Source organism: Methanocaldococcus infernus ME, from assembly GCF_000092305.1.
Classification (GTDB): Archaea; AGJL01; Methanococci; order Methanococcales; family Methanocaldococcaceae; genus Methanocaldococcus; species Methanocaldococcus infernus.
Map to the genome: position 1 here is coordinate 731,277 of NC_014122.1, position 20,979 is coordinate 752,255.

A 20,979-nucleotide genomic window follows, 5' to 3' on the forward strand; every position below is an offset into this window, starting at 1 on the left:
GTATCACTCTAAGATATATCTACCATACTTTATATAAGCCCCTAACCCCTCTTTTTTTAGTTTAAATGTAAGTTCTCTAACCAACTCATCAAACCATCTTTTCTCAATTTTAACCCCTTCATGAGCTTTCTTTAAGGGATAGATGTAGCCAGAGACCACATGAGATAGAATATTACTTATTAACTCCTCATCAATGTCAAGATTTGACTGAATGTTAAATATATAACCTCCTTTCATAGCCCTAATGAAGGCTAAGGGAACCCCTAAATTTATATATTTATTTATATTTGGGAAATACTTCTCTATAGCCTCAGGCAATCTATGAGAAACCTTAGCCCTCTCCTTTGGTATGAAATATCCTTCTTTTTCCTCATTAAAGTTCTTCAATATATAGAGCTCTATTAAAGGAATATCTAACTTCTCAGATATTACTCTTGAGTAAAAGCTTTTAGCCACATAAACCAATTTTTTATTTAAAACTTTATCTAAGGAGTAGAGATACTCTAAATAGTTTAGAACTACATGAATAATTTCCCTACTCTCCTCTAAGTTAAAGCTCATCTCTCTATAGTATTCTTCAAAGTTCTCTAATATATTGTCAGATAAAATTGTATTCTCTCTAACCTTTTTATTTTCCTTTATTTTATCTTCTAACTCAAGATAATGACTATCTAAAAGCTCTATAAACTCTTTTATCATCTCCTTTAACTTACTTTCTCCTAACTCCTTATTTATAGTCTTTATTCCCTCAATACATTCAGGATAAACTGGAGGTCTTGTTAATGATCCTGTTAAGGTTCCATCCATAAAGATTAGATAATTAGAGTCTCCAACAAAGTAAGCTAACTTATTCTCTAAGGTTTCCATCTGTAACCTTATAATTTGGTCAGAAATTCTATAGTTGTAAATTAAAGCATTTGTATGGCTTAAATATTTACTCTTCCCACAGCCAAAGGCATATGAGGCTACAGAGTAAAGGATGGTTCCACTTAATCTTTCTCTTCCTAAGCTTCCATCTACAGCATAGCACTTACACTCCTTTTTTTGAGGAAGCTCATTCCACTCTATTTTTTTATGCTTAAGCTCTTCCTCATATCTCCTTAAATCCTCCTTTAACACCTTAACTATTCTCTCTATATTTTCCTTAGATATCATTCTACCTCAACCTTAGACACTCCATTATTTAGTGAAACTCTTATAACCCTATCAGCAGCATCTTTTAACTCTTCATCATGGGAAACAATAATAACCTGTGGGATCCTCTTTAAGTATCTCTCAATAATGTCAACTAATCTTCTTCTTCTCTCTTCATCTAAGTAAGGAGTAGGCTCATCCATAATTAGAAGTGGAATATTTCCAGCTAAGTATAGTGAGAGAGCCAACCTAAAGGCTAAACCTAAAGCTACTTTCTCTCCTCCACTTAGGAAGTTTAAATTTCTCTCCTTTCCTTCATAAATAATATTTACTATTAACTTGTTTCCCTTCTCTTTAATGGCTACTCCAGAATACTTTTCCTCTGTCAATTCTTCAAAAATTTCACTTGCTATCTCACTAACCTTTTGGAAGGCATGACACTTAAGTTTATTTTTAAATTCCTTCACCTTCTTTCTCAACTCTTCAACAAACTCTAAAGCTTTTTCTAAGCTTTTAATCTCTTCCCTATACTTACTTATCTCATCAAGGTCTCTCTTTAGGTTATCTAAGTCCTTTATTATCTCCTCTAACTGGCTATTTAGTTGTTTAAACTCCTCATCCTTCCTTGAATACTCTCTTTCCAACTCTAAAAATTTATTTTCTAAGTTCTTATGCTCCTCTTCACTGTAATTCTTATTTAGCTCTTCCAATCTCTCTTTAAGTTCTCTTAAGGCTTTATCTTTTACATCAATATATTTAGAAATCTTTTCTACCTCATTAGCTAACTTCTTAATCTCTTCCTCTTTCTCCTCCTTCTCTTTAACACTATCTTTTAACTTTATATACTCTTCATAGATAGGCTTTAATCTCTCTATCTCCTCTTTAACCTCTTCCTCACAGCTGAATCCTAAATTTTCTAACTCTTTTATTAGTTTTTTAAGTTCTTCCTCTTTCTCCTCTTTCTTATTTTTGAGTTCCTCTAATCTCTTAATTAATTCTTCTTTCCTCTCAATCTCTTTTTTTAATGTGCTTATCTTTGATCCTATCTCAATACTTTTCCTTTTTAAGGTTTCAAGTTCCCTATACTTTTCCTCAACTTCTTCCTTATTTATCTTACCTAACTCCTCTTCCAAGCTCTTTAGTTGGTCATATAAACTTTCATTTTTTCTAATTTCAGGCTCTTTAAGTAAAAAAGTCTCAATATTCTTAGCCTCTTTCTTTAACTCACTAATTTTCTCTTCAATTTCTTTCTTTCTTTTTAATAGATCTTTAATCTCCTCTTTATACTCATTTATTAATCTCTCCTTATGCTCCTCTGTTAGCTCAGCCCCACAGACTGGACATTTCCCCTTAGCTTCCTTCAGTTCATTGATAGCTTTCTTTTTTTCTTTAATTTCCTTTTCAATATTTCTAATTTCAGCCTCTAACTTAGAGATCTCTAAGGTAACTTCTTCCTTTCTTTTTTTAGCCTCTTCTAATTTTCTCTTAGCTTCCTCTATATTGTTGATTGTTATCCTTTTTTTAATGTTGTTTAGCTCATTCTCCTTAGCTCTTACTTTATTAAATAGCTCTTCCCACTCCTTTAATTCTTCAACTCTTCTCTTTAACTCTTTAAATTCTTCAGAGAGCTTCTTAACCTCTTCCTCCTTACTACTGATTTCACTTAACTTCTCTTCAACCCCTTCTATTAATTGTGAGTATTTTTCTAACTCCTTACTTATTTTATAGCTTCTCTCTTTATAGTCTTCATAGAACTTACTTATCTTAACATATGTTAAGGCTTCTTCTTCAATCTCTTTAACCCTCTCAATGTTCTTCTCCAACTTTTTTATTTCTTCTTCTTTCTCTTTTATTCTCTCCTCAATTTCTCCAAGTTTTATTTTTAAAGCTTCAATCTCCTTCTCTAACTTTAAATTTTTCTCCTTCTTCTCATTTATCTCCTCCCTTAATTTATCATACTTCTCCTTCTCTCTTCTAACCTTCTCTCTCTCCTCTTCTAATTGCCTAATTTCATCATTTAAGAGCTTAACTCTCTTCTCTATCTCTTCCTTCTTCTCCTCCTTCTCCTTTAACCTCTTTTTTATCTCTTCCTCCCTACTTAAGAACTTCTCAATATTGTCCATTTTAAAGTTTATAAGTTTTTTAATATTTTTTAGCCTTTCATCAGCCTTCTCATACTTATCTAAACCTAAGATTTGCTTAACAACTTTCTCTCTCTCCTCATCACTCTCAATTAGCTTATTTATTTCCCCCTGCCTTATATAGATGGCTCCTAAGAATATCTCATAAGGAATGAAGCTTTCAATTTCCTCAGTGGTTTTCCTATGTCCATCTCTCTCATTGAGATAGCTGTCACTGTATCTTAGGTAAGCTGTATTCCTTGGAAAGCTTCTTAATAGCTTACAACTTCTATTGTTAAGCTTTAACTTCATCTCAATCTCAGCCTTCTTTCCATCTCTATGAAAATCCTTTATCTTATTCCTTGGCTTATCCCAGTATAAGCCAACTAATATAGCCTCTAAGATAGAGCTTTTCCCACTACCATTAGGACCAACAATTAAATTTATTCCATCTGTAAATTCCAATACTGAACTCTTATGACTTCTGAAATTTATAATTTTTAATTCCTCTATCTTCATAGTTGATCCCAAAAATAATTTTTAGCTTAAGTAGACATCAAGGGTTCCACCTTTTACTTTCACCTTCTTACTCTCCTTATATCCAAAGTTCTCCAAGATTAGTTTTAAAATTTCATCATCACTCCAATCTTGGCTTATCTTTTCAATAACTTTCTTTTCAAAGTCTTCAAAATATTCATCTTCATTAATTTTTTCATCTTTCTCCTCTAAATCAGAGCTTTGCATCTTAACCCTTGTAACTATATGCTCAGCCTTAAAATAACTCTTAATAGCTTCTAACTTTTTAATTATTGTTGAATCTCCAATAACAGAGATTCTTAAAAAAGCCTCTTTTGGAACTCTCTTAGTTAAAGTTATCAACTTATCAATATTCTCCTTATCTACATGGATATCTATGAAGGGTCTGACATCTAACTTAACAAACCTTGGTTCAAAGTCTTCAACTATGAAGAAGCCTTTTTCACTTCCCTTAGTTTCATGTAACTTTCCATCTTCTAATCTGTACCTCACTGAGTAATCTCCAAAGTCCCATCTCTCTAAGGAGCCAGGATAAGCAACTTTCCCATAGCCTTTAGAGTCTATATAGCTCTTATGTATGTGCCCAAGAGCATAGTATAGAAAGTTTTCAGGCAAGTCTCCAAGGGATAGCTCATAGCCAATATTTGGGCTTAACTCCTTAATCCCTTGGTGGAGCATTAATACACTCTCTCCCTCTGGTTTGAAATAGTCACTTAACTTATTCCTCTCAAACCATGCACTACTCATATACTTCATTCCATAAATCACTACTTCATCATTCCCCTTACTAAAGATTCCTCTACAGATAAGCCTATTTTTGATTTCAATGGTTTCTAAGTATTCACTTTCCTTTTTCTCTTCAGTGAAGCCTATTAAATTTAATAAGCCTAAGTCCTCAAGCAACTTATGGATAGAAACCTTCCTTAGAGTTCTATCATGGTTCCCTTCTATTGAAAAGATTGGAATGTCATGTTCCTTAGGAATCGAAAGAACTTCTATAGCATCTCTTATAGTTTGAGGGCTTGGCTTTGAACTATGAAAGAGATCTCCAGAGATTAGGATAAAGTCAACCTTTTCTTCTACAGCTTTCTCTATAGCCTTTTTAAAAGTCTCTTTAAATTCCTCAGCTCTAAAGGGAAGCTTATATTGCTCAAAGCCTAAGTGTATGTCTGCAAGATGAGCAAATTTAAAGCTCATCTATCTCAACCCCTTCCTCCTCTTCCTCTCCCCATCTCTCTATTATATCTATATCTCCTCCTCCATAGTCTCCTCCAAGCTCTTTAAAGTTGTAAATCTTAACCAATGCTGGCAAGGAGATAGCTTGACCAACTATAACAGCCTCTCCCTTCCCTAAGGATGGAATATCCCTTAGAAGATCTTCACTCAACTGCTCACTTGCCTCTAAGACATATCTCTGATCCCTTGGATTGACAATTCTTAAAATAATCTTTGTATTTGTTTGGCTTAAGATATCTTCATTTAACTTATTTGGCCTCTGTGAAACTATCCCCAACCCAACTCCAAACTTTCTCCCTTCTCTTGCAATCTTACTTAATATTAAGGAAGCATCATTCTCCTCATCCCTTGGAGCAAAGATATGGGCTTCTTCAACAATAATCAAGATAGGTTTAGTTAAAGCCTTACTTCTCTCTCTTATTCTCTCCAACTCCTTCTCCATCTCCTCTCTTATAGGAACCTTTGTAAATTTAAATCTCTCAAGATTTTTTAATATCTTCTCATAACTCACTCTCTCCTCAAAGATCTCCTTTAATAACCTTCCTCCCACTATTCTCATCTGTTCCTCATTTAAAGCTCCTAAGTCAATAACATTAACCTTTCCTTCCTCAATTTTTCCTATTAAGTCCTCACCACTCAAGAGAGAGCCATAGTTTCTTAAAAACCTCTTTATTCTCATTACAGCCCTTCTTATGGTTTCAGCATCATTTGCTGAAATCTCTTCATCCTTCATTATCTTCTTGTTTGGGTCATAGTAGTTAATTGTCCTTATATTAACCCAATCCTCTAACTTCTCCATAACCTTCTCTATTAACTCTCTCCCTCCAACACTTCTCTCATACTTCACAGTTTCCAAGGCTTTAGCTAAGAAACCTCTCTGAATACTTGCCTCTTTCTTTATTCCTATTAGATCAGCCAATTCTTCATAATCCATATCATTTGGGTTAATTTTAGCCTCAATAATATTTACTTTCTCATATCCTGTCTTAGGAAGCTTTAACTTTATGTAATCTCCATGAGGGTCTAAGATAACAACAGTTCCATTGTAGTTTTCAACCAACTTACTAACTATAACTGAGATGGCATTTGACTTACCAGCTCCAGTAACAGCTAAGACAGAGAAGTGTCTTGATATTAGATCATTTACTTTTAATCCAACAGGAACCTCTTCTCTATTAATTAATGTTCCTATATCTATACAGCCCTCAGCATTGTACAACTTTTTTAAAATCTCACTGTCTAAGAAATAAACCCTCTCTCCTGGAGGGATTGGAACTCTATTAGGTAGGATATCTATCTTTTCCCCATTCTCCCTTAACTTTCCTAAAACCTTAACAGTGGCTATAAGCTCTTCACACTCTTTTAAGCTTTCTCCATACTGCTTTATATCCATCTCTAAAGAGAGATAGTTATCCCTACTTGACTGAAGTAAAAAGTTTCTTTCCATAATATCTCTAACTGTTCCTATAACCATCTCTCCCTTCTTATTCCTTGTAACTACATACTCTCCAAATTCCACTATCTCCTCAGGATTAATTGAAAATTCAAAATAGTTAATGTTAGATTCTCCTCTGACAATTCCTATATGGCTCATAGACATCCCTTTAAATAAATTCTTTTATCTTACTTCTTAAAATTTCATTTACCATCTTACCATCAGCCTTTCCTCTAAGCTTAGCCATAGCTCTACCCATAAGCATGCCAAGAGCCTTTTCTTTCTTTTCTTTAACAACCTCAATATTTTCTTTAATAATTTCCTCAATGATTTTTTCAACTTCTTCCCTTGAAAGTCCTTTTAATCCTTTAATTTCTAAGATCTCATCTATTTCCTTCTCAGGCATCTCACAGAATCCTTTTAAAACCTCTGGAATTCCTTCCTTAGCTAACTTCCCTTCAGAGAGAGCTTTAAATAACTCTCTTAAGTGGCTCTCTTTGATGTTCTCTATATTATAGCCCTCTCTCCTAATCTCTTTTAATGTTTCTTCTAAGGTTTTAGCTATTAAGGTTGGCTTTATATTTTTAAACTCCTTACATAGCTCTTCAAAAAGGTCAACATAGTAGCTTAAAACCATCTTCTTAGCAAGCTCTTCACTCAACTTATACTCCTTTATAAACCTCTCAACCTTTTCCTCAGGAAGTTCTGGCAAATTACTTTTAATTTCATTTATTAGCTCTTCAGTAATGTAAATTGGAGGAATGTCTGTTTCAGGATACATCCTTGCAGCTCCTGGGAGGGGTCTTAAGTAAGAGGTTGTTCCATCATCTAAAGCTCTTCTTGTTTCTTCAGGAACTCCCTCTATAGCTTCCTTAGCCCTCTCAATTACTGCTTCTAATGCCTTTATAGCCTTCTCTTCTTCATCAGCAACTATAATTATTGTGTCTTCTTCCTCAGCCTTTAACCTCTCTCTCAGCTTTTTAACATCTTCATCAGTTATCCCATAATTTGGAAGCTCATCAGTGTGGAATATTCCACCAACTCCAGCTATAACTTTAGCCCTATCAGAGAACTCTGTCCCTAACCTTCTTCCAGGTTGTATTTCCTTCCCAACCAAGCCTGAAAATTTCTTTAAGATAATAGCTTTAACCTTCCCTCCTCTCTCTATAGCTCTCTTTATAATCCTTGATTTACACTCTTTAAAGAGATCAGTGACATCATAAATTTCCTCTATGACATAAGCTCCTCTACTTTTAAGCTCATCCCTAATCTTTAGTAAATTAACCTGTCTTAGTACTTCATACTCAACAACCTTATCTATTAAGTTTAGCTCAGAAACCCCTTTTATCTCAACCCTTGCCCCATCCTTTATAGAGATATTGATATCCTGCCTTATTGTCCCTATTCCTCTCTTAACCTTCCCAGTAGCTCTTAAGATTTCTCCAATTCTCTTAGCTACATCCTTAGCCATCTTTGGACTCTTTATATCAGGAGCTGTTGATATCTCAACTAATGGAATTCCTAACCTGTCTAAGTTATAAACCACTATTCCCTCTCTCTCCTCCACTTTCCTGGCAGCATCTTCTTCTAAACATAAACTCTCTATTCTAACTTTCCCATCCTCAGTTTCAACATATCCATCTCTTGCTAAAAAGATAGTTCTCTGAAATCCTGAAGTGTTTGACCCATCAATAACTATCTTTCTCATTACATAGGCTAAATCAACAGGTTTCATGTTCATTAAAAGAGCCACTTCTAAAGCTATTTTTAAAGCCTCTTCACTTGGCTCATGTGGTGGCTCCTCATCAAGCTCAACTAAGCAAGTGCTGTCATTATAGTATTGATATAAAAATTTCTTCCCCTTCCTTGCCTCTAAAAGAGCTGCTCTATCTATCTCTCCAACTTCACTAAGTGTAGGTCTTAAAATTCTTAAAATCTCTCCATCTGGCTCATCATCTCTTAAAATTGTAGGACAGTGGCAAAAGAGTTTTCTTTCAGTATTTAACTGCTGATGTATTTCCAAACCAACCTTTAAGCCTAATTTTTCATAGTCCATCCTTTCACCCTTTATATACTTTTATATATATCTAAGTTCATACTATAAATAGAGCCCCATATAAATAAAGTTAATTAGGTGCATTATTATGTGTGAGATAAAAATAGTTAATGTTGTAGTCTCCACAAAGATAGCTGATAGCATAGACTTGGAAGAAGTTGCCTTAGTCTTAGAAAATGCTGAATATGAGCCTGAACAATTCCCAGGGTTGGTTTGTAGGTTAAATGATCCTAAGGTTGCTCTACTAATGTTTAGAAGTGGTAAGGTTAACTGTACTGGAGCCAAGAGTAAGGAAGAGGCTGAGAGAGCTATAAAGAAGATTATTAAAGAGCTTAAAGATGCTGGCTTTGATGTCAATGAAAATCCAGAAATTAAAGTTCAGAACATGGTGGCTACAGCTGATTTAGGCTTTGAGCCAGACTTGAATGAGATAGCTATTTATGTGGATGAAACAGAGTATGAGCCTGAACAATTCCCAGGGTTGGTTTATAGGCTAAATGACCCTAAGGTTGTTGTTCTCATCTTTGGTAGTGGTAAAGTTGTTATCACTGGGCTAAAGAGTGAGGAAGATGCTAAGAAAGCTTTAGAGAAGATAAAAGAAACAATTAGAGAGATTCAGGAGATGGAGGATGATTGGGATAATAGACTATAATGCAGGGAACTTAAGAAGTATCTTGAAGGCTGTTGAACTCTTTGATAAGGCTAAGATTATAAAAAGTGAGGAGGAAATTTTAAGCTCAGATAAATTGATCCTTCCAGGGGTTGGGAACTTTGGAAGTGCTATAAAAAACTTGTCTCCTGTTAAGGAAGCTATAGTTAAGGCTATTGATGAAGGGGTTCCTTTCTTAGGCATCTGTTTAGGGTTACAGATACTATTTGAGTGGAGTGAAGAGGCTAATGAAGAAGGGTTAAAGATTATTAAGGGAGAGGTTTTAAGATTTAGGAAGGGAAAGGTTCCACATATGGGATGGAATACAGTTAAAATTTTAAAAGACTCACCTATCTTTGAGGGAATAAAGGATGAAGAATATTTTTACTTTGTTCATTCCTATTATGTTGTCCCAAGGGAAGACTGTGTTGTTGGAGAAACTAACTACTATATAAATTTCCCATCAGTTATACAGAGAGATAATTTATTGGCTACTCAATTCCATCCTGAGAAGAGTGGTAAGATTGGGCTAAGGTTGTTAGAAAACTTTATAGAGCTATTTTAAGTGATCCTTATGCTATTTGTATATGAAGTTAAAACAAAAAAGAGAGAGGAGTTAGTTGATATAACTAATTATCTCTTAGATGCTGTAGAGAAGAGTAGAGTTAGAGATGGAATAGCCATTATTTACTGCCCTCACACAACAGCAGCTATAACAATTAATGAAAATGCTGACCCAACAGTTAAAGAGGATATAATAAACTTTTTATCCCACCTAATTCCTAAAAATTTTAACTATAGACATTTGGAGGGAAACTCTGATGCACATATAAAAAGCTCTTTAATAGGCTCATCTGAAACCATCATTATTAAGGATGGTAAGCCACTATTAGGAACTTGGCAAGGCCTATTCTTTGCAGAATTTGATGGACCAAGGACAAGGAAGGTTTATATAAAAATTATTGAGGGATAGACATGAAGATCTTAGGCATCAGTGGAAGCCCAAGGGCTGAGGGAAATACAACATACTTGGTTAAGTTAGCCTTAGAAGAGGCTAAGAAGTTAGGAGCTGAAGTAGAATTCATAAGCTTAGCTGGAAAGGAGCTGAATCCTTGTATAGCCTGTAATAAGTGTAAAGAGACTGGAAAGTGTATAATTGAGGATGATGTTGAAGACATCTTAAAGAAGATGTTAGAAGCTGATGGAATCATCTTAGGCTCTCCTGTCTATTTTGGTGGAGTTACCGCTCAGCTAAAGATGATTATGGATAGAAGTAGGCCACTGAGATCAGGGTTTCAGTTAAAAAATAAGGTTGGTGGAGCCATCTCAGTAGGAGGAAGTAGAAATGGTGGCCAGGAAACAACAATAGAGCAAATACATAACTTTTTCTTAATTCACTCTATGATTGTTGTAGGAGATGCTGAACCAACAGCTCACTATGGAGGAACAGGCTTTGGCAGAGCTCCAGGAGATTGTGAGAAGGATGAGGTTGGAATAGAAACAGCTAAGAATGTAGGTAGAAAAGTGGCTGAGATTGTTAAGCTCATAAAGGGAGAATAAATGATAACTCTAAAGAACTCTAAGATAGTGAATATTTTTAGTGGTGAAATCTTAGAGGGAAATGTTATTTTCTCCAACAATAAAATAATTTTTGTTGATTACAACTCTCTTTTAGAGAAGGGGAAGGTTATAGATTTAAAGGGAAAGTATTTAGCTCCAACATTCATAGATGGGCATATTCATATAGAGAGTTCTCACCTAATCCCTTCAGAGTTTGAAAAATTAGCCTTAAAGTTTGGGATCTCTAAGGTTGTTGAGGATCCTCATGAAATAGCCAATGTCTTAGGCTTAGAGGGAATAAAGTTCTTAATAAACAATCCAAAATATTTAGATTTGTATATAATGGCTCCCTCCTGTGTGCCAGCAACTGAGTTGGAGAGTAGTGGAGCCAAGTTAGGGGTTAAAGAGATTGAAGAGCTTTTAAAGTTAGATAAGTGCTTAGGCTTAGGAGAAGTTATGGACTACCTTGGAGTTATAAATGAAAAAGAAGAGCTTTTAAAGAAGATAGAGTTGGCTAAGAAGTATAAAAAGGCTGTAGATGGACACTCTCCTGGGCTGAGAGGAGAGGATTTAGAGCTTTACCTCTCCAAGGGAATTATGAGTGACCATGAAGTGTTAGATGGAGAAGAGGCTTTAGAGAAGTTAAGACTTGGAGTTAAGGTTATGTTAAGATATGGAAGTGTCTCAAAAACAATTAACTTATTAGATGGCATTAAAGAGAGGGACTTAAGGAATGTAATCTTAGTTAGTGATGACATAAACTTAGAAGATTTAAAAAGAGGCTACTTAATAAATGCTCTAAAAGAAGCTGTTAAGTATGTTGATCCAGTAAAGGCTATTCAGATGGTGACAATAAACCCAGCTGAGTACTTTGGCTTAGACATTGGAATAAAGCCAGGAGGGGAAGCAAGCTTTATAATTTTTGAAGACTTGGAGAGCTTTAAGATAGATAGGGTTATTATTAAAGGTAAGTTTTATGAAGAGTTGAACTTTGAGAGGAGAGACTTTAAAGTTAAGAAGTCAGTAAATATAAGCTATAAAAAAGAGGATTTAAAGATTGAACTTAAAGGAAGGGTTAGGGTTATAAAGCCAATAAAAGGCTCTCTTTTAACTGAAGAGCTAATTTTAACAGCTGAGGAAGCTAAGGCCCTATTGGAAAAAAATAAGATTAACAAAATTTATGTCTTAGAAAGGCATAAGGGTTTAGGGAATGTTGGGAAAGGCTTAATTTATAACTTTTTAAAGAAGGGAGTTTTAGCTTCAACCTATGCACATGATTCTCACAACTTAATAGTTGTTGGGAATGATGAGAGAGATATAGAATTAGCTATAAAAACAATAAAAGAGATTAATGGAGGGTTTGTAGCTGTCCATAATGGGGAGGTTAAGGCTATTAAATTGGAGGTTGCTGGACTTATGAGCTCTTCCTTAGAGAGATTTGAAAAAGAGAGAGAAGAGCTTTATAATTTTATTGAGGGATGGTCAGACTTTGAAGATCCCTTCTTATCCCTATCTTTCTTCTCCCTTCCAGTGATTCCAAAGTTAAAGATAACTGATAAGGGGTTAGTTAAAGATATGGAGTTAGTTAGCCTATATCTTTAATCTTCTTGTTGCTCTTCTATGTGCCCAGCAGTTTATACAAATTCCAACTGGTAAGGAAGCTGTATGAGTTCCAGCAACCTCTATAAAGACATCTAAGGCTGTTATCTCTCCACCTAATCCCATAGCTCCAATTCCTAAGCTATTTATCTTCTTTAAAAGCTCTTCCTCTAACTTAGCTATCTCCTCATCTCTATGCCTCTCTCCAATCTTCCTTAATAGTGCCTTTTTAGCCAGCTTTAAAGCTAAGTCTGAACTTCCTCCTATCCCTATGCCAACCACTATAGGAGGACATGGCTTTCCAGAGGCATTAACAACAGTTTCTAAAACAAACTTTTTTATCCCACTAACTCCCTCAGCAGGAGTTAGCATTTTTAAAGCACTCATATTTTCACTACCAGCTCCCTTAGGGAAGACAGTAATCTCTATCTCTTTTTCAAGGGAGTGGTCAAATTCATAGCTTATATAAGGAATATCTAAACCAACATTTCCTAAGTTTTCTCTACTTATTGGATGGACAACATTAGGCCTTAATGGAATCTCTTCAGTTGCTCTCTTCACTCCCTCTCTTATCTCATTGACAATTTTTAATACTTCTTCTCCTTTTACACCTCTGCCAATCTTTAAAAAAACTATTGGTAATCCAGTATCTTGGCATAAGGGAATATTCTCTCTCTCAGCAATCTCAATATTTTTCAATATTGCCTTTAATGTTTCCTTTGCCAACTTACTACTCTCTTTTTCATAACTCTCTTTTAGAGCTTTTTTAACATCCTCTGGTAATTTAACAACAGCCTCTCTAAAAAGCTCTATTACAGTTTCTTGAATCATGAAGAATCACTTAAATATTTTTATCTATGAGCATAGCAACAAGTTATTACATCTCCAACATCATCAACTCTACAAAATCCAAATCTTTCAAATTGTATAATCTCTCCAACCTCTGGGTTGAAGTTGATCTCAGCTAACCCCTCTTTAACTTCTCCATCAGGCATTAGTACTTTAACTCTCTTAGTTTCTTCAGTTGGGATCCAGTGAATAATCTTAGCCTTATTTTTTCTTGCCTCTTTAAAGTCATCTGAGTGGTACTTAGCTTTAACAATGTCTCCAACCTCTTCAACTACAACATTAAACAGCTCCATCAGCCTGTAAAATCTACCCTCTTCCATCTCATCCCTAACTACATAGGCTGAGCCTTTAAATTTTAACACTCTATAGCCATAATCTACCTCAGGATGTAACCTTATCTTAACCTCTCTCTCCTCGGAACCTTCAACCAACATCTTAACAGGATTCCAGACAAAGAAGAATCTCTTAGCCTCTTTATCTATCAACTCCTTGTTAATAGCATAGAGATTTTTCCATGAGAAGGTTATGTCAGCTTGTTTAATCCCAATGTCTAACATAATCCTATAAATGGCTTCTGGCTTAATTCCTCTTCTTCTTAAAGCTCTTAAGGTTCCTAATCTAACATCATCCCATCCTTCATAGATCCCCTCTTTAATACCTTCATAAATCTTAGAGGTTGAGAGGACAGTATCTTCTATCTTCAAAATTCCATAGTGTATAAACTTAGGCATCTCCCAATTGAAATATTTATAAATATATTTTTGTTTCTCAGTATTTACTAAATGGTCTTTCCCTCTTAAGACATGAGTTATTTCCAAAAGATGGTCATCTACAGCAACAGATAGATTCATTAGAGGATAGACAAAGGCTTCAACCCTTGGATGTTTCTCTTTCTCAACCCTGAATATTGGAAAGTCTCTTATAGAAGGATTCTTATGCTTAATATCTGTCTTTAACCTAACAACAACATTCTCTAACTCACCATTCAGCATTTTTTCCCAAAGCTCTAAGTTTTCCTCTACTTCTCTGTCTCTACATGGACAAGCTATTCCCTTATTTCTTAGCTCTCTAAACTCCTCAGGAGGACATTCACAGACATAAGCTTTACCCATCTTTATTAGCTCTTCTCCATGCTTGTAATAAATCTTTAACCTATCTGACTGTATAACCTCTTCATCAATCTTCACATTTAGCCAATCTAAATCCTCTCTTATCATGTCATAAGCTTCAGACAAAACTCTTTTAGGATCAGTATCTTCAAACCTCAAAATAAACTTCCCACCATATTTTTTAGCAAAGTAGTCATTGAGTACTGCAACCCTTGCATGCCCTATATGTAATGGGCCAGAGGGATTAGGAGCAAATCTTAAGATAACTTTATCTTCAACCTCTGGTAACTCTAACTCTCTCCCTCTCCTCTTTCCTTTAAAGCTCTTATTCACTTCCTCAACAATCTTCTCAACAATTGGCTTTATCTCATTAACCTTCTCTCTATACTCCTTATTTTGAGATAGGAACATTCCTAAGACAGCTTTAACTTGAGCCTTCCCATACTTCTCAGCATTTTTTATAGCCAACTCTCTAATCTTCTCTTCTATCAAAGTTATCACTCTTTTTTATTTTTTAAATACTCTTTAACAATCTTTTTAATTTCTTCAACACTTTTATCACTCTTTCCTTGGGCTAAATCCTCTCTTCCTCCTCCTCTACCAAAGAGGTTAATAAGCTCTCTAACATCTAACTTTACTTCCCCTCTCTTACAGATTACAAAGTTTCCATTTGTTAGGATAACTAACCTATTCCCTAAGGCTAAGTGGTCAGCAAGGTTTAAAAGCTCTTTTGGATTCCCTTCAACCTTTTCGACTAAAAGTTCAACATCTCCAACTTTCTCAAATTTGTTAATTAACTCATATTTTTTAAGCTCTCCAACTTTCTTTTCAAGCTCTTCAACTCTCTTCCTAAGCTCTTTCCACTCATTAACAAACTTGTCAAGAACTTTAACAACATTCTCAGGCTGACACTTTAGTGTTTCACTTACACTTAATAGATTATCTTCTAACTCCTGAACCTTCTCTAAAGCCTTTAATCCAGCAGAGTAGATTAATCTCTCTACCCCATCCTGAACTCTCTCAGTTTTCAATATCTTTATAAGCCCTACATCTCCAGTTTTTGAGCAGTGTGTTCCTCCACAGGCTTGGACATCTATATCATCTATTTTAACTATCCTTATCCTGTCTCCAGGAACTACTCCACCTTGATAGATGGAAAAGCCATATTTTTCTTCAGCCTCATTTCTATCCATAAATTTAGCTTCAATATTGTAATTTCTTACAACTATCTCATTGGCTATTCTCTCAATCTCCTTAATTTCTTCTCTACTCAACCTCTTGTAGTGAGTTATATCCAACCTTGCCTTATCTATATCAACATCTGAACCAGCTTGATTAACATGCTTCCCTAAAACCTTTCTACAGGCTGATCCTATGATGTGAGTGGCTGTATGGTGTCTCATTAAGCTCTCTCTCCTATCCCAATCTATAACTCCTTTAACCTCATCTCCTTCTCTTAACCCTTCAACACTCTCAAGCTTATGAGCTATAGCCTTCCCAAACTTTTGGACATCTAAGACTCTATACTTCTTATTGTCCTTTATTAAATAACCAGTATCTGCCTTCTGCCCTCCACCTTCAGGATAGAAGGCTGTTCTGTCTAAGATAACAAAGTTATCTATTATCTTAACAACCTTAGCCTTAAATTCTTTAAGGTTTTCATAGTATAAAGGCTTAGTTTCAATGTCTAAGCTTAACTCTTCCTTCTTCTCCCCTTCTCTCACATTCTCATGTCTCTCAGCAACAATTGTATAGAAGTTATCAGGAACCTTAACCTTGGCTATCTCCTCAATTAAATCAACTGGAATCCCATGGCTGTCATAAAGCTCTATGATATCTTCTAAATCTAAGCTCTTCTTTTTCTTTAATAGCCTTTTTATAATTCCCTCTCCTCTCTTTAATGTCTCTTTATATCTCTCAGTTTCTAAGGCTAAAACTTTTTCCATATAGTCTTTCATATCCAAGAGTTCAGGATAGAGAGCTTTAAGCTCTTTTAAGTGTAGCTCAACAACATCAAATAAACTTAAATTTAGATTTAATTTATTTAAATGTCTTAAGCTCTTCCTAATTAGCATTCTTAATAGATAACCTTCCTTAACATTTGAAGGAACTACTCCATCCCCTAAGAGGAAGGTTATGGCTCTTGTATGATCTACTAAGGCATAGAGATTTTCATAAGGCTCTAAAATTCTCTCTAACTCTTCTACATCTAAACCAACTCTCTTAGCCACAACTTCCCTTAACTTTCTCAAGTCTCCAACATCTTTAACATCCATCAAGCCAGAGAGTTCTGTTATCTTAGCCAAGATCTCCTTATCAATCTCCTCTATCCCAGCCTCTTTTTTCAACTTCTCAATAATATCTTTAAAGAGTGCATCATAGATAGTTGGCTCTCCAGTTGAAACCCAGACAAACCTCTCTATCCCATAGCCAGTATCCACAATCTTTAGAGGAATCTCCTTATACTCATTTCCAACCTTTTCATACTGCATAAAGACTAAGGTGGCAAGCTCAACCCCATGGGTTAAGACTTCAAAACATGGCCCAGCATTTCCTCCTCCTTCCCACCAGCTCTCTATGAAAGTTATAGATTTTTCATCTATCCCTAAGTTTTTAAAGAAGTTAAAGCAGAGTTCAACAGTCTCATCTATCCAATATTTAAACTCTTCTTCAGAGTTAAAGGCATGATGCCCTCCCATGGTGAAGCAGGTTAGATGCCTTCCAGTTCTTCCAACATTGTCAATATCATTGAGCCTAATACATGGCTGGGCTATAACCAATGGATTGGCCTTAGGCTTGACCAAACCCTTAGTAACCCAAGGCTGAAATACAGCTATGGAGGCTATTGTTAGTAAGATGTCATCCCTCCATCTCTTAGCAACAACTGGAGCCCTCTTTATTGGCTCATGCCCATGCTTTTTAAAGAAGTTGATGAACTCTTCAACCATCTCCTTATAGCTATATTTTTTCTTTGTTATTGGCTTTCCTATGAAGCTATAGACATCACAAGGAGCATCTCCACAGGTTTCCCTCTCTTCTAAGCTCCAAAAGTACTTTCCACACTTCTTACACTTTCTCCTCTCAAATCCTAACTCCTCAAATAGCTTAGCTTTTATCATGCTCTCCCTTAACTATTTAAATTTTGAAATCTATGGCATTTTTCTTACAGGCACTTTTACATTCAAAGCATCTTATACATTCTTTCTGATCAACTTTTTTAGTTAATGTTATTTGCATTGGACATTTAAATTCACACAACTTACACTTTACACAGTTCTCATTTAATTTAATTTTAAAGATTGGTGATATGGAGAAGAGGGATAAGAAGGCTCCTAATGGACAGATGTATCTACAAAACCCACGGGGGATAAATAAAGATAGTGCTAAGAAGAATATCAATAAAATTAGGGCTAATAGTGTTCCTGAGAGATTGGTTAAAAAGCCTATTGGACAGATCTTACAAAAGGCTAATGTGACTAAGTAGTATGAGAGTATTAAAAAGATAACCATAATAAAGTACTTTATGTATATTAACTTATTGTGTAAGCTTTCTCTAACCATGGGCAGTTTTTTTCTAAATCTTAGCTTATAAGTTAAATCTTGTAAGAAACCAAAGGGACAAATCCAGCCACAGAAGACTCTACCTAATATGATGGTTCCAATAACAACAATAACTAACTCTATTATTAAGTTTTTCCCAGAGCCTATAAAAAGTGCCTGTAAAACCCCATAAAAGCATATACAGAAGCTTGCAGTTATAACAAACCTAAAAAAGAAGAAGCTTTGAACTATTTTTCTAAATATCTGTAGTTTGTCCAAGCTTTCACCCTAAAAGTTTTATAATAATTTAAATAATACTAACTGGGGCTATAAAAAAGTGTTATAGAGAAGTGCTAAAAGAAAGGGCAAAAAAGAAATTAGTCAGACATATTATTTTATATTTAGTTATTAATTCAATATTAGCAATAATTAATATAGTTTATTCTCCAAGTAATCTCTGGTTTCCATATGTATTACTTGGCTGGGGAATATTTCTATTAATCCATATGATCAAATATTATTGTAAGTTAGATGAAGAACTTGACTATATAGAGTTTAAGGTTGAGCATAAATTAAGAGATCCAACCAATTATAAGCTCTCTTAAGTTTATTGGTGAAAATAATATTGAGAGAATCTTATCAATAATTGACTCACTCTTATTTGAAATTTTATCTTCCTTAACTGGAATTTCATCTTCTTTTTTAGAGCTTTCATTTATACACTCAGCTATAATATTCTTAATTTCCCTCATAGGGATATTATATTTTTCCTTAATTTCTTCAAATTTAGTATTATCAGAAACATCAATTCCAAGCTTCTCCTTTAAGATTTTAGGGTCTATATTATACTTCTCACAAATCTCTTTTATTGTCATTTCTTTTAATACACTGCCAGGAATTTCAAGTTCTCCATTATTTACCTCATTTATGTTCTCCTCTTTTGTATTTTCTTCTGTATTAGGCTCTGGTTCACTGTGATCACAGATTCCATTATGGTTAGTGTCAATATATAAACCACACTTTCCTGGGTAAGTACAATTTACCCTTCCATATGGACAATCTTCCCAGGCATAAATATATGACAAAAAGAATAATAGAAGTAAAAAAGTAAATAATTTTTTCATGGCCATCCCCCTAAGAATAAATTTTAGTGGTGTCCAAAGCCATGTCTATATCTATAATTATGTCTTTTACAGTGACAGTATTGACAACATTCCTCATTTTTACAGTAACAATTTTCGTTACAGTATTCATTGTTACACTCATTACAACAAGTTTCATTATTTAAGCAATATTGATGGCTATGATTGTATTGATAACTATAATTGTAGTTATGATATTGGCATGAACTATTACAGTATAAACAAGTTTCATTAGGTTTAAACATTTCTTCTGTAGCAGCAAAGACTCCTGAAGCTATTAAGATTCCTCCAATAAGTAAGATAATGAAATCTCTAACTTTCATGGCTTTCACCTCAGTATCTTATTTGATATATATGTAGTCATTTAGCTACATATCATAAAAGCAATATATAAACTTTTTTATTTTATTAATTTAAATTAATAAATTAAGTAGATAAGAATATATGCTTCATTATTTAATAGTAAGTTTAAAACTCTAAAAAGGGGGAAGTTATGCCTTACTGGGGACATGGATTTATATATAATTCTAATTGGTTGCCCTTTAATATAATCATAATTTTACTAATCTTATTACTAATTATAATTTTAGCTCTACAGCTCTATATTATTTTCAAAAAACCAGAAGAGGCTAAATTGGTTAAGATAGAGAAAGATGTTGAAGAGGTTAAGGAGATTGTGAAAGAGTTAAAGAGAAAGTGGGAAGAAATCTAAATAAAGGGTTTAAAAAATGAACTTGGAGAAGGTTGTTAAGTTATGTGATGCTCTCTCTCATCCTCTGAGATTGGAAATATTATATATACTATCAGAGAAACCTATGAATATTTATGAGCTTTCTAAAACATTAAAGGTGTCAAGGCCTGTTATCTATGCACACTTAAAGAAGTTGGAGGCCAGTAACTTGGTAGAGAGTGAAGTTATATTAGAAGGGAACAGGGCTAAGAGGATCTATAAAGCTAAGGAATTTAGCTTCTATATTGACAATGAAAAAATAAAAGAATTATTTAAGCACTAAATATTCTCACATCTTCTCCCTATGAAGTGTAACTTCCCTGGGATAAAATGGAGGCTTATCCCATAAAACTAACTAATTGATCAATACATAAACACTATAATACATGCACCATAAATTATTTATATACTATAAAATTAAATAGTAGATTTATGGCCATATTAGATTAGTAAATAATATTAATATGTTAAAGTTTAAATAATAAGGTGTAAATATGAATTATTTTTTGAAAATGGTAGCTATAGTGTTATTAATATCAATGGTAGCTTTTTCAGGGTGTATGGCTAATACAGACAATAATAATAATCAAAATATAGATAATCAAGTTAATACGCCAAATAATGTCCAAACCAATCATCATAATAATAGAAATGTGGTAAATAACAATGGTGATATAAATACAACAATAATGCATACAATTATTGCTTCATATCCTAAACAAGAATTAAGTGAAAAAGAAAAAGAAGGATTAATTGAAATGAGAGAGGAGGAAAAATTAGCAAGAGATGTTTATTTAGCATTATATAATAAATGGAAAATACCTATATTTCAAAATATAGCAAATTCAGAACTTTCACACACTACTTCAATAAAAATATTATTAGATAAATATGGTATAAAAGACCCTGTTGTGGATGATACTCCTGGCAAATTTACAAATCCAAAATATCAAAAATTATACAATGATCTAATAGAAAAAGGATATAAATCTGTAATAGATGCATTAATTGTTGGATGTACTATTGAAGATTTAGATATCAAAGATTTACAATATTGGGCATCTATTACAGATAATGAAGATATTAAATTTACATATGCAAATTTAGAAAAAGGTTCAAGGAACCATATGAGGTCATTTTATAGACTATTAAAAAATTATGGAGGGAATTATACACCAAAATATATTAGCCAAGAAGAATTTGAACAAATAATAAATAGTCAAATAGAAAGAGGACCTGTTAATAGGTAAATTATTTTTTATAATATTAGGTGGAATATCAAA

20 protein-coding genes are annotated in these 20,979 nt (G+C 34.0%); 9 read left to right on the forward strand and 11 right to left on the reverse strand.

Going from position 1 to position 20,979, the window contains the following annotated elements; all coding sequences use genetic code 11:
• Positions 1 to 3 precede the first annotated feature (3 nt).
• Genes METIN_RS04060 through gatE form a run of 5 tightly spaced genes read right to left on the reverse strand, consistent with a single transcriptional unit; the run spans position 4 to position 8,518 of the window.
• Positions 4 to 1,155, reverse strand: coding sequence for a DNA double-strand break repair nuclease NurA (locus tag METIN_RS04060; protein ID WP_013100223.1), 1,152 nt, complete (start codon positions 1,153 to 1,155; stop codon positions 4 to 6).
• On the reverse strand, positions 1,152 to 3,773 hold the full coding sequence (gene rad50 / locus METIN_RS04065; RefSeq protein WP_013100224.1) for a DNA double-strand break repair ATPase Rad50: 2,622 nt from the start codon (positions 3,771 to 3,773) through the stop codon (positions 1,152 to 1,154). The genes METIN_RS04060 and rad50 overlap by 4 nt, the downstream gene beginning before the upstream one ends.
• 21 nt (positions 3,774 to 3,794) lie before the next feature.
• Positions 3,795 to 4,988, reverse strand: coding sequence for a metallophosphoesterase family protein (locus METIN_RS04070; RefSeq protein ID WP_013100225.1), 1,194 nt, complete (start codon positions 4,986 to 4,988; stop codon positions 3,795 to 3,797).
• Positions 4,978 to 6,621, reverse strand: a complete 1,644-nt coding sequence (locus METIN_RS04075) for an ATP-binding protein (protein ID WP_013100226.1) — start codon at positions 6,619 to 6,621, stop codon at positions 4,978 to 4,980. Before METIN_RS04075 ends, METIN_RS04070 begins: the two co-directional genes overlap by 11 nt.
• 10 nt (positions 6,622 to 6,631) lie before the next feature.
• On the reverse strand, positions 6,632 to 8,518 hold the full coding sequence (gene gatE / locus METIN_RS04080) for a Glu-tRNA(Gln) amidotransferase subunit GatE (protein WP_013100227.1): 1,887 nt from the start codon (positions 8,516 to 8,518) through the stop codon (positions 6,632 to 6,634).
• A gap of 88 nt (positions 8,519 to 8,606) precedes the next feature.
• Here gatE and METIN_RS04085 point away from each other — a divergent pair, with 88 nt between their 5' ends.
• The 5 genes from METIN_RS04085 to ade are packed head-to-tail and all read left to right on the forward strand — an operon-like array spanning position 8,607 to position 12,329.
• The gene (locus METIN_RS04085) at positions 8,607 to 9,170 is read left to right on the forward strand and encodes a TATA-box-binding protein (RefSeq protein ID WP_013100228.1); all 564 of its coding nucleotides are present in this window, start codon (positions 8,607 to 8,609) and stop codon (positions 9,168 to 9,170) included.
• On the forward strand, positions 9,148 to 9,732 hold the full coding sequence (gene hisH / locus METIN_RS04090; protein ID WP_013100229.1) for an imidazole glycerol phosphate synthase subunit HisH: 585 nt from the start codon (positions 9,148 to 9,150) through the stop codon (positions 9,730 to 9,732). Before METIN_RS04085 ends, hisH begins: the two co-directional genes overlap by 23 nt.
• Positions 9,733 to 9,741: 9 nt before the next feature.
• Positions 9,742 to 10,140: a secondary thiamine-phosphate synthase enzyme YjbQ gene (locus METIN_RS04095; RefSeq protein WP_013100230.1), complete on the forward strand. Its 399-nt coding sequence runs from the start codon at positions 9,742 to 9,744 to the stop codon at positions 10,138 to 10,140.
• Between the two features lie 2 nt (positions 10,141 to 10,142).
• Positions 10,143 to 10,727: a flavodoxin family protein gene (locus METIN_RS04100; protein ID WP_013100231.1), complete on the forward strand. Its 585-nt coding sequence runs from the start codon at positions 10,143 to 10,145 to the stop codon at positions 10,725 to 10,727.
• Positions 10,728 to 12,329, forward strand: coding sequence for an adenine deaminase (gene ade / locus METIN_RS04105; protein WP_013100232.1), 1,602 nt, complete (start codon positions 10,728 to 10,730; stop codon positions 12,327 to 12,329).
• Here ade and METIN_RS04110 read toward each other — a convergent pair.
• From METIN_RS04110 to METIN_RS04125, 4 genes are read right to left on the reverse strand one after another with little or no spacing between them, the layout of a single operon-like run.
• Complete coding sequence (locus tag METIN_RS04110; RefSeq protein ID WP_013100233.1) at positions 12,318 to 13,157, reverse strand: fumarate hydratase; 840 nt, start codon at positions 13,155 to 13,157, stop codon at positions 12,318 to 12,320. The genes ade and METIN_RS04110 overlap by 12 nt on opposite strands.
• A 20-nt stretch (positions 13,158 to 13,177) precedes the next feature.
• Complete coding sequence (locus METIN_RS04115; protein ID WP_048203544.1) at positions 13,178 to 14,773, reverse strand: glutamate--tRNA ligase; 1,596 nt, start codon at positions 14,771 to 14,773, stop codon at positions 13,178 to 13,180.
• Between the two features lie 8 nt (positions 14,774 to 14,781).
• The gene (gene alaS, locus METIN_RS04120; protein ID WP_013100235.1) at positions 14,782 to 17,403 is read right to left on the reverse strand and encodes an alanine--tRNA ligase; all 2,622 of its coding nucleotides are present in this window, start codon (positions 17,401 to 17,403) and stop codon (positions 14,782 to 14,784) included.
• 16 nt (positions 17,404 to 17,419) lie between these two features.
• Complete coding sequence (locus METIN_RS04125; protein WP_013100236.1) at positions 17,420 to 18,103, reverse strand: 4Fe-4S binding protein; 684 nt, start codon at positions 18,101 to 18,103, stop codon at positions 17,420 to 17,422.
• 71 nt (positions 18,104 to 18,174) lie between these two features.
• On the opposite strand from METIN_RS04125, the gene METIN_RS04130 reads away from it, so the two are divergent.
• Positions 18,175 to 18,429 carry a 2TM domain-containing protein gene (locus tag METIN_RS04130; RefSeq protein ID WP_013100237.1) on the forward strand — a complete coding sequence of 85 codons (255 nt, stop codon included), beginning with the start codon at positions 18,175 to 18,177 and terminating at the stop codon, positions 18,427 to 18,429.
• Here METIN_RS04130 and METIN_RS04135 read toward each other — a convergent pair.
• Positions 18,397 to 18,948, reverse strand: coding sequence for a hypothetical protein (locus METIN_RS04135; RefSeq protein ID WP_013100238.1), 552 nt, complete (start codon positions 18,946 to 18,948; stop codon positions 18,397 to 18,399). The genes METIN_RS04130 and METIN_RS04135 overlap by 33 nt on opposite strands.
• 23 nt (positions 18,949 to 18,971) lie before the next feature.
• Positions 18,972 to 19,289, reverse strand: coding sequence for a hypothetical protein (locus METIN_RS07665; RefSeq protein WP_013100239.1), 318 nt, complete (start codon positions 19,287 to 19,289; stop codon positions 18,972 to 18,974).
• Positions 19,290 to 19,459: 170 nt separating this feature from the next.
• On the opposite strand from METIN_RS07665, the gene METIN_RS04140 reads away from it, so the two are divergent.
• From METIN_RS04140 to METIN_RS04150, 3 genes are all read left to right on the forward strand, one after another.
• Positions 19,460 to 19,678: a hypothetical protein gene (locus METIN_RS04140; protein ID WP_013100240.1), complete on the forward strand. Its 219-nt coding sequence runs from the start codon at positions 19,460 to 19,462 to the stop codon at positions 19,676 to 19,678.
• 16 nt (positions 19,679 to 19,694) lie between these two features.
• Positions 19,695 to 19,979 carry an ArsR/SmtB family transcription factor gene (locus METIN_RS04145; protein WP_013100241.1) on the forward strand — a complete coding sequence of 95 codons (285 nt, stop codon included), beginning with the start codon at positions 19,695 to 19,697 and terminating at the stop codon, positions 19,977 to 19,979.
• A gap of 211 nt (positions 19,980 to 20,190) precedes the next feature.
• Positions 20,191 to 20,946, forward strand: coding sequence for a DUF2202 domain-containing protein (locus METIN_RS04150; RefSeq protein WP_013100242.1), 756 nt, complete (start codon positions 20,191 to 20,193; stop codon positions 20,944 to 20,946).
• Positions 20,947 to 20,979: the final 33 nt, after the last annotated feature.